At 69.8% G+C, this 16,652-nt stretch carries 12 protein-coding genes and 1 tRNA gene; 6 read left to right on the forward strand and 7 right to left on the reverse strand.

What is annotated here, in order from left to right:
• Window positions 1-8 precede the first annotated feature (8 nt).
• The 6 genes from AW273_RS32075 to AW273_RS32100 all read left to right on the forward strand — a co-directional run bounded on the left by AW273_RS32075 (window position 9) and on the right by AW273_RS32100 (window position 5,763).
• Window positions 9-1,190, forward strand: coding sequence for a DNA polymerase III subunit delta' (locus AW273_RS32075; protein ID WP_062356557.1), 1,182 nt, complete (start codon window positions 9-11; stop codon window positions 1,188-1,190).
• 53 nt (window positions 1,191-1,243) lie between these two features.
• The gene (locus tag AW273_RS32080; protein WP_232327699.1) at window positions 1,244-1,756 is read left to right on the forward strand and encodes a SigE family RNA polymerase sigma factor; all 513 of its coding nucleotides are present in this window, start codon (window positions 1,244-1,246) and stop codon (window positions 1,754-1,756) included.
• Window positions 1,753-3,315, forward strand: coding sequence for a TolB-like translocation protein (locus AW273_RS32085; RefSeq protein WP_062356562.1), 1,563 nt, complete (start codon window positions 1,753-1,755; stop codon window positions 3,313-3,315). Before AW273_RS32080 ends, AW273_RS32085 begins: the two co-directional genes overlap by 4 nt.
• A gap of 65 nt (window positions 3,316-3,380) precedes the next feature.
• On the forward strand, window positions 3,381-4,196 hold the full coding sequence (locus AW273_RS32090) for a PSP1 domain-containing protein (protein WP_232327702.1): 816 nt from the start codon (window positions 3,381-3,383) through the stop codon (window positions 4,194-4,196).
• Window positions 4,193-5,632 carry an alpha/beta hydrolase gene (locus tag AW273_RS32095; protein WP_232327700.1) on the forward strand — a complete coding sequence of 480 codons (1,440 nt, stop codon included), beginning with the start codon at window positions 4,193-4,195 and terminating at the stop codon, window positions 5,630-5,632. The genes AW273_RS32090 and AW273_RS32095 overlap by 4 nt, the downstream gene beginning before the upstream one ends.
• Window positions 5,633-5,689: 57 nt before the next feature.
• Window positions 5,690-5,763 (forward strand) — tRNA-Thr (locus AW273_RS32100).
• 411 nt (window positions 5,764-6,174) lie between these two features.
• On the opposite strand, the gene AW273_RS32105 is transcribed toward AW273_RS32100, so the two are convergent.
• From AW273_RS32105 to AW273_RS32135, 7 genes are all read right to left on the reverse strand, one after another.
• Entirely contained in the window at window positions 6,175-7,773 is a 1,599-nt protein-coding gene (locus AW273_RS32105) for a CotH kinase family protein (RefSeq protein WP_062356568.1), read from the reverse strand.
• Complete coding sequence (locus AW273_RS32110; protein WP_062356570.1) at window positions 7,773-8,450, reverse strand: DUF4956 domain-containing protein; 678 nt, start codon at window positions 8,448-8,450, stop codon at window positions 7,773-7,775. The genes AW273_RS32105 and AW273_RS32110 overlap by 1 nt, the downstream gene beginning before the upstream one ends.
• Before the next feature lie 6 nt (window positions 8,451-8,456).
• Window positions 8,457-9,263, reverse strand: a complete 807-nt coding sequence (locus AW273_RS32115) for a polyphosphate polymerase domain-containing protein (protein WP_083950206.1) — start codon at window positions 9,261-9,263, stop codon at window positions 8,457-8,459.
• 59 nt (window positions 9,264-9,322) lie between these two features.
• Window positions 9,323-10,699, reverse strand: coding sequence for a sensor histidine kinase (locus tag AW273_RS32120; RefSeq protein ID WP_062356573.1), 1,377 nt, complete (start codon window positions 10,697-10,699; stop codon window positions 9,323-9,325).
• On the reverse strand, window positions 10,696-11,370 hold the full coding sequence (locus AW273_RS32125) for a response regulator transcription factor (protein ID WP_062356576.1): 675 nt from the start codon (window positions 11,368-11,370) through the stop codon (window positions 10,696-10,698). Before AW273_RS32125 ends, AW273_RS32120 begins: the two co-directional genes overlap by 4 nt.
• A 175-nt stretch (window positions 11,371-11,545) precedes the next feature.
• Window positions 11,546-14,071 carry a cation-translocating P-type ATPase gene (locus tag AW273_RS32130; RefSeq protein ID WP_062356580.1) on the reverse strand — a complete coding sequence of 842 codons (2,526 nt, stop codon included), beginning with the start codon at window positions 14,069-14,071 and terminating at the stop codon, window positions 11,546-11,548.
• A gap of 130 nt (window positions 14,072-14,201) precedes the next feature.
• Entirely contained in the window at window positions 14,202-16,514 is a 2,313-nt protein-coding gene (locus tag AW273_RS32135) for a phosphoketolase family protein (RefSeq protein ID WP_062356583.1), read from the reverse strand.
• Window positions 16,515-16,652 lie beyond the last annotated feature (138 nt).

The raw sequence follows: 16,652 nt of genomic DNA on the forward strand, positions 1-16,652 counted from the left end.
CTTTCCGGGTGGACGTGTTCGATGACCTCGTCGGCCAGGAACAGGCCGCGACGGTCCTGCGCCGGGCCGCCGCCGCTGCCGCCGAGGTGCTCGCCGGGGGCCGCGGCGCGGGCATGACCCACGCGTGGCTCTTCACCGGGCCACCCGGTTCCGGGCGCTTCGACGCCGCCAAGGCCTTCGCCGCCGCCCTGCTCTGCCCCGACCGGGGGTGCGGCTACTGCGACGCGTGCCACCAGGTGATGATCGGCTCCCATCCCGACCTGGAGTCGGTCCGGCCCCAGGGGCTCTCATACGGCGTCAAGCAGACCCGCGAGCTCATCCTCCGGGCCGCCGGGCGGTCGACGATGGGCCGCTGGCGGGTGGTGCTGTTCGACGACGCCGACCGGGCGACCGAGCAGGCGGCCAACGCCCTCCTGAAGGCCATCGAGGAGCCCCCGCCCCGCACGGTCTGGCTGCTCTGCGCGCCGGCCCCCGACGACATGATCATCACCATCCGGTCGCGCTGCCGCGTGGTGACCCTGGTGACGCCGTCGAGCCAGGCGGTGGCCCATGCCCTCGTGACCAGAGACAACGTGCCCCCCGGAGTGGCCGAGTCGGTGGCGCGGGCGGCCCAGGGCGACCTGGCCCGGGCCAGGCGGCTGGCGCTCGACGAGTCGGCCAGGGGGCGGCGCGAGGCCGTACTGTCGATCCCCAAGAGCCTGACCAACCTCGGTGAGTGCATCGCCGCGGCCGAGAAACTCGTGAAGACCGCCGACGAGGACGCCGCGGCGGCCACCGTCGAGCTCAACGAGACCGAGATCGCCGAACTGCGGGCCATCTACGGCGAGGGATCGACGGGGAAGGGCCTGAACAAGGGCCTGGTCAGGGGTGGCGCGGGCGCGCTGAAGGAACTGGAGACGGCGCAGAAGTCCCGGGCGACCCGGATCAAGCGCGAGTCGCTCGACACGGCGCTGCTCGACCTGATGGCCTTTTACCGCGACGTGCTGGCGGTGCAGTTCGGGGCGCCGGTCGAGCTGGCCAACGGCGATCGGCGGGCCGAACTGGAGGCCGTGGCGCGCGCGTCCCGGCCCGAGGAGACGCTGAAGCGCACCCAGGCGATCATGCGCTGCCGCGAACGGCTGGCGGCCAACGTCAACCCGCAGATCGCGGTCGAGGCGCTCACCCTGGCTCTGTGGAAACCGGTCGGCTGAGACGAGCAACCTCGGGGGGCTCCGCACGTCTCTGAAGCATGCAGGCCGAAACGGTGGACATCGCACTCTCCTCCGGTGACCGGGATGAGGCGATCAGCCGCCTCTACGAGGAGCACGCGCTCGGGCTGACCAGGCTGGCCCTGATCATGGTCGGCGATCGGGAGAGCGCCGAGGACGCCGTACAGGACGCGTTTCTGGGGCTGCACCGTCGGTGGCGGCTGCTCCGCGACCCGGCCGCCGCCGTGCCCTACCTGCGGAGTTCGGTGCTGAACAACGCGCGCAGCGTGCTGCGGCGAAGACGGTTGCCGTCGTGGTTCGCGGGGGCCTACGACCCACCCGTCTGGTCGGCCGAGTCGGCGGCCTTACTCGGGGCCGAACGCCGGGAGGTCCTGGAGGCCCTGCATCGGCTGCCGCAACGACAACGGGAGGCGCTGCTGCTGCGGTACTACGCCGAACTGTCGGAGGAGGAGACCGCCCAGGCGATGGGGGTCAGCAGGGGGACCGTCAAGTCCACGACCTCCCGGGCGCTCGACGCGCTGGGTCGCATTCTTGGAGAGAACGCATGAACGACGTCATTTTCCGCCTGAAGGACGCGACGACCGCCGTCGGCGACACGATCTCCGAAGCGCCTCCGCTACGTCTGGAAGAGGCCAGGAAGGGCTTCCTGGTGCCCCTGGCGGCGGCGCTGGCGGTGGGGCTGGCGATCGTGGGCAGCGTGGTCATGACGCGGGGCGGGCTGAACCAGACGGTGGCGAGCACGGCGGCCCCCCGGTTCATCGTGGAGGCCAGGGAGCAGTCGGAGCTGATCGTCCGGGGAGCGGCCGACGGAGCCGAGCTCGACCGGGTCGAGGCGACGACGGGATGGCTCTACCAGCGTGTCCAGGCCGCCCTGGACAACCGGACCTTCTACGCCCTGATGAACGGGCCGGGCTTCTGCTCCAGCAGGATCGTGCGATTCACCGTGGACGACGCCGGGCGGGCCGGGACGCCCGCCGAGGTGCCGGTCCGGCCAGGGGCGCAGACTCGGATCAGCTCCTTCACGGTGAGCGGGGACGGGACGAAGGTGGTCTTCGGGACGGTCCCCTGCGCGCCGGACGCCGACGGCCGCGGCCACCTCGTGGTCGCCGACGCGCGGTCGGGGGAGGGCCGGCGAGTCGAGGTCAGGGCGGGATCCGGGTTCGCGTCGATCTCCGCGAGCGACGACGGGTCCAAGATCGCGTACACGACCATGTCCGCGGGCCCGACGGTGGTCGTCTCGGAACCAGCGGTGGTCGTGGCCTCACCACCGGTCTCACAACCGGCCGAGCTCTCGGCCGCGCCTCCGGGAGCGCCGACACCGAGTTCGAGTGTCGCGCCGAGGGCCGTCGGGTCCGCGCCTCCGGGCGTGCCTACACCGAGTTCGAGTGTCGCGCCGAGGGCCATCGTGTCCGTGCCTCCGGGGGTGCCGACGGCGTTCATCTCCGTGTCACCGGCCGATGTGGTCGCGCCTTCCGGTGGGGCGCGGGAGAATGCGGTGATCGTCCCGATGCCCACGCCCTCGACGGGGCCGTCCGGCGACGTGGTGGTCGTCGTCCCGTCTGCCGAGCCTTCGCCGAGTGGCGAGATCGTCGTCTATACCGCGCCCACGGCCGTGCCGCCCACCCTGGGCACCCTGGAAGGGGTCAGTTCGTGCCGCTTCTTCGCCGTTCGGGGGAACGGCCAGGTTCCGGCCGATCGACTGCGCGTGATCGACTGCGCCGACTCGCCGGAGGTCTACGTCCTCGACGCCGATCAGCCCGCTACCCCGCCGCGCCGCGTGCTGTTGTCAGGGGAGCTCGACGGGGCGAAGGTGCAGTTCTACGGCGTGCGGATGTCTCCCGACGGCACCCGGCTGATCGCCGGAGTGAGCACCGGGATGGCCCGGCTGGACGACCCCCAGGCCGCCGTCATGGCGTTCGACCCGGCCGGCGGGGAACCGGCCGAGGTGCTCTACCGGGGCCGTTCCTGGTTGCGGGTGCTCGACCTGGCCGGGGGGACTCGCGTTCTCGTTCAGAGCGAACATGAGATCGGCGAGGTCTCCGAGGGGACGTACCGGAAGGTGATGGACATTCCCGGCCGTGTCATGGACGGAGTGGTTGCCTGGTAAAGAGGGCGCGTAGGGTGGCGTGAGGCGCAACCACACGAGGAGGCCGGGCTCCCTTGGGCATGATGATGGCCGTGAGCTTCACCCGATACGGGCGGTTGTACTACCTCGATCCGGGTGGCCACTCTCCGAAGGTGGGCGATCGTGTCCTCGTGCCGACCGACGCCGGTTTCGAGGTCGCCGAGACGATCTGGGCTCCCCAGTGGGTCTCCGAAGACGTCGACGGCCTGCCCGTCTGCGGCGGCATCGCCGGTGAGGAACACCTGACCCGCGACGAGACCAACAAGCGCCGCCGCGCCGAGGCCCGGAGCGTGTCCAAGCGCCTGATCAAGCGTCACGACCTGCCGATGAAGGTGGTCGGCGTCGACTACCTCGACGCCGACAACGTCTACACGGTCTACTTCTCGGCCCCCCACCGGGTCGACTTCCGCGCGCTGGTCCGCGACCTCGCCCGCAACCTGCGGGCCCGTGTCGAGCTCCGCCAGATCGGCCCCCGCGACGAGGCCCGGCTGCAGGGCGGGATCGGCCCGTGCGGGCGCGATCTGTGCTGCGCCACGTTCCTGAAAGACTTCGAACCCGTCTCCGTACGCATGGCGAAAGACCAGGACCTCCCGGTCAACCCGCTGCGGATCGCGGGGGCGTGCGGCCGCCTGATGTGCTGCCTGAAGTTCGAGCACCCGCTCTACCAGGAGTTCCGCGCCGGAGCGCCCAGGGTCGGCCTGACCGTCGACACCCCCGAGGGCGCCGGGGTCGTCGTCGGCCACAACGTGCCGTCCGACTCGGTGATCGTGCGGCTCAACGACGGCGGCCGGCGGTGCGCGTGCTCCAAGGCGAGTGTGTGCGGGCCGCGGAAGGCGTACGAAGAAACCTACGAATCGTCGTGAGGCGGCTGCTGCTGGCGTTGGCGCTGCTGGCGACCGCGTGTTCGGCGCCGGAGGCGTCGCAGCCGCTCCGCGACCAGGCGTTGTCGTGGACGCCCTGCCATGAGGGCCTGGAGTGCGCGACTCTGGCCGTACCGCTCGATTATGACCGTCCCGACGGCGAGAAGATCGAGATCGCCGTCGCGAAGCTGCCCGCCACCGGCGACCCCATCGGTTCGCTGCTGATCAACCCGGGCGGCCCGGGAGGGTCGGGCATCGATTACGTACGCGACTCGCCGGTCTCCCAGAAGCTCCGCCAGCGGTTCGACCTGGTCGGCTTCGACCCCCGGGGCGTGGGCGAGTCCACACCCCTGCGGTGCCTGTCGGAGGCCGACGTGGAGTCCTACCTGTCGCTCGACATGACCCCCGACACACCCGAGGAGGAGGCGGCCATGGTGGCCGGGGCGAAGAAGTTCGCCGCCGGATGCCAGAAGAACGCCGGCCCACTCCTGGCCCACGTGGGAACGGCCGACGCGGCCCGCGACATGGACAGCCTGCGCGAGGCTCTGGGCGACGAGAAGCTGACCTACCTCGGGAAGTCCTACGGGACCTACCTCGGCGCGGTCTACGCGCAACTGTTCCCCGACCGGGTGCGCGCGCTGGTCCTCGACGGGGCGGTCGACCCCCGGATCTCGGCGCTCGAACTGAACGAGGTGCAGGCCAAGGGGTTCGAGGTGGCGATGCGGGCCTTTGTGGAAGACTGCTTCACCGTCGACGACTGCCCGTTCTCGTCCCGAACGGTCGACGGAGCGCTCGACGAGATCTCCCGGCTGCTCCAGCGGGCCGACCTGTTGCCGCTGCGGAACCAGAGCGACTCCCGCGTGATCAACGACACGTGGGCCGCCTTCGGCGTGATCACCCCGCTCTACGACCGCGGATCGTGGGAGGTGCTGCGGGGGGCGCTCCGCGAGGCCTTCGCCGGGGACGGCACCCAACTGCTGCGCATGGCCGACGTGCTGCTGGGGCGGCGGATCGACGGGTCGTGGACGAACCAGACGGAGGCCAACAAGGCGGTCAACTGCGTTGATCACGCCTATCCGGGTGAGGTGGCCGACTACGAGTCGGCTGCTCGGGACGCGGCGGAGGTGGCGCCACGGTTCGGGAAGTTCGTGATGTGGGACAGTCTGGCCTGCGCCTACTGGCCTGCCCGTGCTGACGAGGCCGATCTGAAGATCAACGGGGCCGGGGCGGCGCCGATCCTGGTCGTGGGGACCACGCGGGATCCGGCTACACCCTATGAATGGGCCGAGGCGTTGGCCTCCGAGCTGGAGTCGGGGGTCTTGTTGTCATTTGACGGGGATGGGCACACGGCTTATCAGACGGGGTCGTCGTGCGTGGACGGGGCTGTGGACGGGTACCTGGTGGATCTTGTGGTGCCCAAGGAGGGCACTCGGTGTTGATCGTGGGCGCGGAGTGGGGGGCGGAGGCTGTACAGTAGGACTGCTGATTGCCAGCATGCCGCCTTAGCTCAGTCGGCCAGAGCGACGCACTCGTAATGCGTAGGTCTGGGGTTCGATTCCCCAAGGCGGCTCCGTTGTGACCAGGGCGTTCTTCCTCGCGAAGGACGCCCTTCGTCGTGTCCGGTTGCAGTTGCCGGAAGCCGAAAGACTGCGCCGTCTCCAAGCCGCTGTGATCTGGTCAGCGCCTGTGATCCTTTCGAAGGACGATCACTTCACGCCTCTAACAAAGGGAGATGCGCTTTTCGATGGCGTCTGCGGCCCCTCCGGAGGAGTGAGGTCAATGCCCGTTCCCCCGTTCCTCGACAGAAAGGAACGGTATGACCCGTCTTCGACGGTCTATCACCGCTCTCGACAGCCGGCCGACACCAGTTCGAGCGGCTCCGGCGCCGAAATTCGTGCCGCTCGGATGGCGGCCGGAGCCGCCTCCCGAGCTGCCGCACAGATGCGTGTTTCGCGCGCCTTCAGCCATCGCGCGGTCCTGGTCACTGCTTGGCGAAGGCCTCACCCAGGGACTTCGTGCGGGTGGTGAGGGTCTCGCGCAGGGAGGCGAGTTCCTTCTGAGCCTCGGTCGCGTCGGCGCCCTCGTTGGCCTGGTACGACGCGACCGCCCGGTCGAGGAGGGTGGCCGCCTTTCCGCTGGAGAGGAGGTCCTGGTAGAGCTTCTGGTACTGCTCCTCGTAGATCTTCTTGAACGCGGGCGTTTTGAGGAAGCGGTCCTTCAGCGTGTGTCCCATGCGCATTCCGCCACCGCCTGGCCGCCGCCGGGCCTGATCCGCAGGGGCTCCTTGCCCGTCGGGCTGCCCCGCCTGGTCGGGTGCTTGGTTTTGCCCACCAGATGGGACGGCCCGGCCTGCGGCCGCATCCTGTTCACCGGTCTGGTCCGCGGTTCGCTGGTTGCCTTGGCGCATGCGGCCGAAGCCGCCCATGCTCATCGCATCGTTGGGGCCGGCGGTCGCGTCGCCGCTGAAGGCGAGGTTCAGGTCCCAGGTGATGACCTTGAACTTCTTCGTCGTCAGGTCGTACCACAAGTAGTAGTTGCGGCCTGGGCCGGACATGTCGTCGAAGTTCAGGAGCATGTTCTGCAGGGCCAGGTAGCGGGCGAAGGACTCCACGTCGAGCTTCGCGGCCAGGCCTTCGGCGAACTCCTCGTCGGAGGATTGCTCGACCCATCTGACCAGGTCGATCACGGGCTGGAGGTCCTGCTCGCCCTTGGCGTTGATCTGCTTGAAGTCTGCGGTGTACGAGGTCTGGTCCTCACCTTTGTAGGTGAAACTCGACGTCGCCAGCGACTTGTAGAGCACGCCGTCGCCCAGTTCCTCCGCGTAGCCCTCATCGAGGTACTCGACCAGCAATCGAGGGCCCGAGGAGCGGCCGTTCACGGAGAAGGCGCTGTAGGCGTAGCCCTGTGACGGTTCACCCGACGCGTCGACCATCGAGATCGCCAGCGACTCCTTGAGCAGGGTCGACGAACCCATCGAGGTCGGGCGTACGGCGATCTGGCTGTGGCCCTGGTAGCGGCGGCCCTCGACGAACTCGTCGAAGCTGATCAGCCAGGGCAGGTTCTCCGGCTCCTCCGCCTTGAGGGACATCCCACCCGTTCCAGCGAACCCGCCACCCGGCACCTCGCCACCGGCCGGCCGCTCGAAGCCCTCGGGCGGCTGGAATCCACCTTCCGGACCCCGGCCGCCTTGGCGGCCCTCGCCGTTCCAGGTCAGGCTGCCCAGGGTCGAGTTGCCCTTCAGACGCACGCCCACGCTGGGGATCGTCGTCCCGTCGATGACCAGGTCGGCTTCGACGTAGTTCTTCTCGCCGCTCTTGAAGTACTCGGTCAGCATGTCTTCGTAGGCCGCGTCGGTGAAGGTCAGTTTCACCTCGTGGGGCTTCGAGGGGTCGAAGAGCTCCGCCGAACCCTTCAGGTCGGTGATCACGGTCGCCCCGGAGGCGGAGGCGGTGCTGGTCACGTACGGGCGGATGGTTCCCGTTCCGAAGACCCCGGCGCACACCGCCAGGAAGACCCCCGAGGCGGCGACCGGTTTCCAGTTCATCCGCAGGGAGACGGGGATGCGGTGTTTGAGGGCCATCAGAGGTCGGTCTGGTCGTAGCCGGTCAGGACGGTGACCGACTGGCCGTGGTTGCGGTCGCGCAGGGCGCTGATCAGGTCGGCGGGTTCGTGGCCCTTCTTGATCTTCACGGTGTACATCAGCTCCATGAGCGCACCGGCGCGGATCGACTCCATGCTGACCAGCTCGAACTCGTCGGTGTGCTGGATCAGGATGTCCTGGATGGCGTGCGTGTAGTCCTCGTCGGAGGGCACCTGCACCTTCACGACCTGGCGCTGCGTGTTGAGCGCGAACCAGTCGAACCGGTTCATGATCACGACGATCAGGCAGATCGCCACGGCCGCGACGATGGCCAGCACGTAGAAGCGGGTGCCGACCGCCATGCCGACGGCCATCACGAGGAAGATGAACCCGACGTCGCGCGTCTCCTTGATGGCATTGCGGAACCGCACCACCGACAGGGCTCCGACCAGGGCGAACGCGCGGGCGATGTTCGACCCGACGACCAGCATGATCAGCGAGATGAGCATGCCGAGGATGACGAGCGTCTGCACGTACGACTGGCTGTACGACACGTTGCGGTGCGTCGCCCGGTAGACCCAGCCGATCATCGCGCTCAGCACGAACGACAGGGCCATCGCGACGGCGATGTCGGTCACGCTGAACGTGCCGGACAGGTCCTGGAAAGTGAAGTCCATAGGGGATCAGACCTTCAGGTAGGCCGGACGGTGCGCGTCGGCGTGGTGGTCGTCGGAGATGTGGAAGATCGAGCGCGGCACCAGCCCGTAGGCCTCCACGCTCTGGCAGTACTTGGAGACCCGGACTACCTGGAGGTTCTGCGCGGCGGCCAGGTCGGTGAACCAGTAGGGCACCCGCTCGTTGGCCTTGACCTCGACGATCGCTTTGCGGGGCGGCACGATCAGCCGGTTCTCCGCCTTGGCGGCGAGGTCGAAGTCGCGGTCGCGACCCCGGATGCGGCGGTCGAAGGTGACGCGCAGGCCCAGGTCGGCGTCGCGGCCCACGTAGGCGTGGCGGGTGTAGCCGGTCATCGCGGTGGCGCCCAGGTCGAGGCGGGACACCAGGTCGAGGACTTCCTCGACGAAAGGCTGCGAGTCGCTCTCGACCATCTGCCGCCGGTCGCACAGGGCGAGCGCTTCCGCGTAGGGGAGCCGGACCCGACGCTTCTGGGTGACCTTGTTCACCCGCTGTTTGATCTCGACGTACACGGGGGTCTCCGCGGTGGCCGCGAAACGGTCGCCGTAGTGGCGGATGCGCAGCTTGCGGCGGAACTTCAAGCCCTCGATCTTCTCCCAGTAGAAGCGGAGCCGCCGGGTGTCGTAGTAGGTGCTCCAAATGCTGTAGCCCTCGTCAGGGCAGTGCCGGTCGCGGTCGAGGCGCCGTTCCATCTCTTCGCGTAGCCGGTCGACCTGGTCGACGTCGATCAGGTACTTGATCTCGTAGCGGTTGAAGGCGTGCAGCCTGCTCGGCGCGCGCAATCGGTCACCGTGCATGTTCCTCCATTCGGGTCAGCGCATATACGACCTGACGAACCTTGGAACAATGTGTGAACCTAGACCGAACCGGAGATGAACGGCAGCGTCACCCGGAACGTGGCGCCCTCGCCCGCGACGCTCTCCACCTCGATCCGGCCGTGGTGCGCCTCGACCAGCGCCGCCGCGATCGCCAAGCCCAGACCAGTCCCGCCGTGAGCCCGTGACCTGGACGGATCGGCCCGGTAGAAGCGGTCGAAGACATGCGGCAGATGCTCGGCATCGATGCCGGGGCCCTGATCTCGTACCGAGACCAGAGCGGTCTTCTCATCATGGCGCGCGACGGTGACGAAGACGCGGTCGCCGGTGTGGGTGACCGCGTTCCCGACCAGGTTCGCGATCACCTGGTGGAGCCGGTGTTCGTCCCCGTGTACGCAGACGGGATCACCCGGCAGCTCCAAGGTGATCGGCCGCCCGGGTTCCCGGGCACGGGCGGCGTGCACGACGTCGCCGGCCAGCACCCGCAGGTCGACCGTGCTGAGGTCGAGCATCGGCTCGCGGTCGAGCCGGGCCAGCAGCAGCATGTCCTCCACCAGCACGCCCATGCGCCTGGCCTCGTTCTCAATCCGGCCCAGTAGCCGCACGGCCACCGGATCCCGGGTCTGCCGCCCGTGTTCGTAGAGTTCGGCGAAGCCGCGGATCGAGGTCAGCGGGGTGCGCAGCTCGTGGGAGGCGTCCGCGACGAAGTGACGCAGCCGCTGCTCCGACTGCTCGCGGGCCTTCAGCGCGGAGGCCAGGCGTTCCAGCATCGTGTTGAGGGCGGTACCGAGTCTGCCGGGTTCGGTGCGCGGGTCGGCATCGGCCACCCGGCGGTCGAGGTCTCCCGCCGTGATGGCCTCGGCGGTGGTCTCCATCCTGGTCAGGGGACGCAGCCCCAGTCGTACCAGAACCCAGGCGAGCGCTCCGAGAAGGACCAGCACGACCACACCGGCGACGATCTCGATGATCAGCAATTCCCGCACGGTCGCCTGGTTCGACTCCAGCGACATCGCCACGGCGACCCGCCGCCCATCGGGCGACTGCTCGACGATCACCCGCCAGTCGCCCACAGTGAACGGTCGGCGGGTCGCCCCGGTGACGAGGTCGGCGGTCAGTGTCGGCCCGTCGTCAGAGGTGGCGGGCAGCTGCCGTTCGAGCTGCCCGGAGGGGGTATAGAAGGTGACCCGGAACTGGCTCGGCAGCTCCAGGCTCCCGCGCGGTGGCGGTAGCTGGACGTCCGAGGGCGGTGGGCGGCGGGCGACGCTCAGGGCGAAGTCGCTCAGCTGGCTGTCGGAGCGCGCCAGCAGCGACCGCTCCAGCACCAGCACTCCCGACACCGCGAACACCGCCAGCCCGATGGCCGAAAGGGTGAGCAATGCGGCCAGCAGCCGCAGCCGGAGCGGCCACGGGCGGGTCATGGTGCGCTCGACAGCCGATAGCCGACACCCCGAAGGGTGTGGATCAGCGGCGGCCCGCCCGTGTCGATCTTCCTGCGCAGATAGCTGATGTACGACTCCACGATCCGGCTGTCGGTGTCGAACCCGTGGTCCCAGACGCGTTCGAGGATCTGCGCCTTGCTGACCACCCGCCCGGCATTGATCATCAGATAGCGGAGCAGGGCGAACTCCGTCGGCGACAAGTGGATCGGACGACCCGACCGGCGTACCGCATAAGCCTCCTCGTCGAGTTCGAGGTCGGCGTAGCGAATGACGCCGTCGAACTCCGGCGGCCGCATGCGCCGCAGGATCGCCCGGAGTCGCAGCACCACTTCTTCGAGACTGAAGGGCTTGGTGACATAGTCGTCGCCGCCCGCCGTGAGGCCTCTGATGCGGTCGTCGACCTCGTCCTTCGCGGTCAGGAACAGCACCGGCGGGCCGTCGTCGCCCAGCCGCCGCGCCACAGTGAAGCCGTCGATGTCCGGGAGCATGACGTCGAGGATCACGATGTCGGGCCGGTCGGCCGCTACCTCCTGGAGAGCGGCCCGACCGCAGGAGACGGCCCGGACGCCGAACCCGTTGAGTTCCAGTGCCTCGGCGAGCAGGTCACGGATGCTCGGCTCGTCGTCGACCACCAGCACTTGGGCGTCCATAGTCGATTTCTACGCGGTCGGTCTGAAGAAAGGCTAAGAGCCAGGTCGGCGGCGACTGAGCGATTGACTACTCTTAGAAACCATTCGAGCACTTTGGCGCCACCGACCTCATGCCGCACGGCCGGACGTACACGGTCACCGAGAAGTTCAACCATCAAGGTGTGCCCAAGCACAGCTACGGGAGAGCCGATCTCTGCCGGCGCTTGGGATAGATGATCCGGTCGAGGCGTACCGCCGCGTAGCCCAGCACCGATACCGCTGCCACGATCATCAGGTCACCGGCGGCCAGTGGCCGGGTTCCCAGGAGGTCGCGCAGGGGCGGCAGGTACAGTCCGGCCAGTTGGAGGGCGAGTGCGCCCGCGACGGCGATCGGCAGCAGCGGGTTGGCGCGGGTGCCGGGCCGGGCGCGTGAGCCGAGGGCGACGCCGAGCTGGGTGGCGCCCAGGGCGAAGAAGGCCATGCTCTGCCATGGGCGGCCGGTGTGGGCGGCCCAGACCGCGACGCCGAGGGTCACGGCGGTGAGCACCGCGGCGATGCGGGCCACACGCTGCCACAGGCCCGCTCCGAGGATGCTCTCCCTCGCGGGACGCGGCGGGACGTCCATGGATCCGGGCGTGGCGGGTTCACCGCCCAGGGCCACGCCGGGTAGTCCGTGGGTCAGCAGGTTGATCCACAGGATCTGGGCCGGTAGCAGCGGGAGCGGCAGGCCGAGGAACGGGCCCAGCAGCATCACGGCGATCTCGGCGGCGCCGCCGGACAGGCCGTACACGAGGAAGCGGCGGATGTTGGCGTAGACCCGCCTGCCCTCCTGGACGGCGGCGACCACGGTGGTCAGGTTGTCGTCGGCGAGCACCAGGTCGGCGGCTTGGCGCGCGACCTCGGTTCCCCGGCGGCCCATCGCGACCCCGATGTCGGCGTGCCGCAGGGCGGGGCCGTCGTTGACGCCGTCGCCGGTCATCGCCAGCACCTCGCCCTGGTCGCGCAGGCGCCGGATGATGTCCAGTTTCTGGGCGGGGGTGGCACGGGCGTAGACGGTGGTGTCCTGCCGATGGGCGTCCTGCTCGCGGCAGTCGGCGACCAGGTCGCCCGGCTCGACGATGCCGAGTTCCGCGGCGACGGCGCGGGCGGTCTCGGGGTGATCGCCGGTGATCAGCAGGGGGCGGATGCCGGCCTTGCGGCACGCGGTCACGGCGGCGGCGGCCTCGCGTCTCGGGGGGTCGGACATCGCGACCAGGCCGATCAGGTGCAGGCCGCGTTCTTCGACGTGCTCCCGCGTTCCGTCGAGGTCGGCCTGGGCGACGGCCAGCACCCGGTAGCCCGCGCAGGCGAGCCGGTCGGCCTCCCCGGCCGCGTGTTCCAGCGACTCCGGTACGTCGCCGAGCAGCGAAGGGTTGAGCAGGGACTCTGGGGCGCCCTTGCAGATGACACGGGTGCGGCCGGCGGGCAGCAGGTGGGCGGTGGTCATGCGCTTGCGGTCGCTGTCGAAGGGCAGTTCGCCGACTCTCGGGAACCGGTGCCGCAGTTCGGCCTGGTCCTGGCCGAGCTTGGCGGCGGCGGCCAGCAGGGCGGCCTCGGTCGGGTCGCCCAGCGCCTCCCACCGGCCCTCGGCGTCGCGGACGAGCGAGGCGTCGTTGCACAGTGCCGCGGCGGTCGCCAGGCCGGTGAAGTCGTCGGCGTCCGTGCCGGGCGAGAAGTGGATCTCCCCCTCCGGCGCGTAGCCGGAGCCGGTGAGCACCGCTGTTCCGGCGGGGACCCACATCTCGCGGACGACCATGCGGCCCTCGGTGAGGGTGCCCGTCTTGTCCGTGGCCAGCACGGTCACCGAGCCCAGGGTCTCGACCGCGTGCAGGCGGCGTATCAGGGCCGACCGCAGGGTCATCCGCCGCGCACCCAGCGCGAGGCTCAGCGTGACCACGGCCGGCAGGGATTCGGGCACGGCGGCGACGACGAGGCTGATCGCGGTCACCACCATCAGCTCCACCGGTTCCCCCTGGAGCAGGCCCAGGGCCAGCACCAGCGCGCAGAGTGCCACCGCGACCGCGGCCAGTACGCGGCCCACTCCCGCCAGCCGGCGTTGGAGCGGGGGCAGCGCCGCCTTCTCGTCCATCATCGAGGCGATGCGGCCGACGGCGCTCGCGGCCCCGACCGCCGTCACCTCGGCCTTGCCGCGCCCCCGTACCACCGTGGTCCCCGCGGACAGGCGGTCGCCGTCGCCCTTGTCGATCGACACGGACTCACCGGTCAGGGCCGACTCGTCCACGAGCAGCGCGGCCTGCTCCACCACCACGGCGTCGGCGGGGATCACGTCCCCCTCGGCCACTACCAGCAGGTCGCCGAGCACCACTTCGGCCGCCGGCACCGGCTTCTGGACGCCGTCTCTGACCACCCGGGCGGACGGGGCGGTGAGTCGTGAAAGGGCGGTGATGGCCCGGTCGGCGCGTACCTCCTGAACCACCCCGACCGTGGTGTTGACCACGACCACCAGCAGGATCACGCTCATGTCGGCCCAGTCTCCGGTGATCGCGGTCAGGGCGGCGGCCACCAGCAGGACGACGATGAGCGGATCCCGCATTTGTCCGGCGATCCGTCGCCACAACGGCGTCGGCGGCCGCCTCGGCGGCAGGTTGGGGCCGTGCCGCTCCAGCAGGGCCGTCGCCTCATCGGTGGAGAGCCCGCGGCGTTCGAAACTTCGTGTCGTCATCCTCGGACTCCCGGACTCGGTTCCCGCACGCGGATGTCCCCGATCGGGCGGCGGACACCGTGCGTTCCCATCCGCGTCGCCGTCGTCAGCGCGGCCGGCAGGCGCGCCACGGGCATCGACTCGACGGGCATCAGCCGGGCGCCCTGTCCTGCGTCCAGGTCCAGGTCTGGATCTCCGGAAGGTCCTCGCCGTGTTCGCGGGTGTACGCGCGGGCGCGCAGCCGGGCGTCGCTCATCCGCTGGCGCAGGTGCGCCTGTGTGGCGCCCAGGCCGGGGACGCGGTCGATGACGTCCATGACGAGGTGGTAGCGGTCGATGTCGTTGAGCATGGCCATGTCGAAGGGAGTGGTCGTGGTGCCCTCCTCTTTGTAGCCGCGCACGTGGAGGTTGGGGTGGCCGGCGCGCCGGTAGGTGAGGCGGTGGATCAGCCAGGGGTAGCCGTGGAAGTCGAAGATCACCGGCCGGTCGGTGGTGAACAGGGCGTCGAACTCGGCGTCGGGCAGGCCGTGCGGGTGCTCGGCCGGCGGCTGGAGGCGCATCAAATCGACGACGTTCACGACCCGCACCTTCAGCGCGGGCAGGTGTTCCCGCAGGATCGCGGCGGCGGCGAGGGTCTCCAGGGTGGGCACGTCGCCGGCGCAGGCGAGCACCACGTCGGGCTCATGTCCGGCGTCGTTGGAGGCCCAGTCGATGATGCCGAGGCCGCGGGTGCAGTGGGTGACGGCCTCGCCGGGGCCGAACAGGTCGAGGACGGGCTGCTTCCCGGCGACGATCACGTTGACGTAGTCGCGCGAGCGGAGGCAGTGGTCGGCGACCGACAGCAGGGTGTTGGCGTCCGGTGGCAGGTACACGCGTACGACTTCCGCCTTCTTGTTGACGACGACGTCGAGGAATCCGGGGTCCTGGTGGCTGAAGCCGTTGTGGTCCTGCCGCCAGACGTGGGAGGACAGCAGGTAGTTGAACGAGGCGACGGGGCGGCGCCAGGGGATCTTCCGGGTGGTCGACAACCACTTGGCGTGCTGGTTGAACATCGCGTCGACGATGTGGATGAACGCCTCGTAGCAGTTGAACAGGCCGTGCCGGCCGGTCAGCAGATAGCCCTCCAGCCAGCCCTGGCACAGGTGCTCCGACAACACCTCCATGACCCGCCCGCCCGGGGCCAGGTGCCGGTCGGTGGGGAGCGTCCGGGCGTTCCACGCGCGGTCGGTGACCTCGAAGACGGCCGACAGGCGGTTGGAGTCGGTCTCGTCGGGTCCCATGATGCGGAAGTTGCTCTTGTTGGCGGCGGTCACGTCGCGGAGGAAACGACCGAGGACGCGGGTCGGTTCGGTGACCGCCGCGCCGGGGGCGGGCACGTCCACGGCGTAGTCGCGGAAGTCGGGCAGGACGAGCGGGCGGAGCAGCTTCCCGCCGTTGGCGTGCGGGCTGGCGCTCATGCGCAGGTCGCCGGAGGGCACCGTGCCGAGGATCTCCGGGACGGGACGGCCGTCGGCGCCGAACAGTTCCTCCGGGCGGTAGGAGCGCATCCACTGCTCCAGCATCGCGAGGTGGGCGGGGTTCTCCCGGACGGAGGCCAGCGGCACCTGGTGGGAGCGCCAGGTTCCCTCGACCGGGAGGCCGTCGACCTCCTTGGGGCCGGTCCAGCCCTTGGGGGTGCGCAGGATGATCATCGGCTGGAGGCCGGCCGCGATGTCGTCGAAGACGGCGTCCAGGGTGTCGGCCATCAGCTTGTGCGTGGCCGCCGGGTCGTCGCCCTCGACGGTGTACGGGCGGTAGCCGTAGCCCTCCATGAGCTTGGTCAGCTCTTCGGCGGGGATCCGGGACAGGACCGTCGGGTTGGCGATCTTGTAGCCGTTCAGGTGGAGGATCGGCAGGACCGTGCCGTCGCGCTCGGGGTCGGTGAACTTGTTCGAGTGCCAGCTTCCGGCCAGCGGCCCGGTCTCGGCCTCGCCGTCGCCGATCACGCAGGCGACCACGAGGCCGGGGTTGTCGAAGGCGGCGCCGTAGGCGTGCGCGAGCGAGTAGCCGAGCTCGCCGCCCTCGTGGATGGAGCCGGGGGTCTCCGGCGCCACGTGGCTCGGGATGCCGCCGGGGAAGGAGAACTGGCGGAACAGGCGGCGCATGCCGGCGGCGTCCTGGGAGACGTCGGGGTAGAGCTCGCTGTAGGAGCCCTCCAGCCAGGCGTGTGCGACGGCCGCGGGCCCGCCGTGGCCCGGCCCGGCGATGTAGATCATGTCTTGGCCGCGTTCGGTGATGATCCGGTTCAGGTGGGCGAAGACGAAGTTGAGGCCCGGCGTGGTGCCCCAGTGCCCGAGCAGGCGCGGCTTGATGTGCGCGGCCGTGAGGGGTTCGGCCAGCAGCGGGTTGTCCAGCAGGTAGATCTGGCCGACCGAGAGGTAGTTGGCGGCCCGCCAGAAGGCGTCGACCTTCTCCAGCGTGTCCATGCTTCCATCGTCCTTTCTGCGCCGTGACCCTCCCAGGGACCAAGGTCCCGTCGGTCGCTACTTGAGGATCGGGTGCTTCTGGACGAGGGGCAGGCGGGCCCACCGGCGGCCCAGGCCCCAGGTGTCGCCGGCCGCGGC

The sequence above is a fragment of the Herbidospora yilanensis genome, assembly GCF_001570565.1.
Taxonomy (GTDB): domain Bacteria; phylum Actinomycetota; class Actinomycetes; order Streptosporangiales; family Streptosporangiaceae; genus Herbidospora; species Herbidospora yilanensis.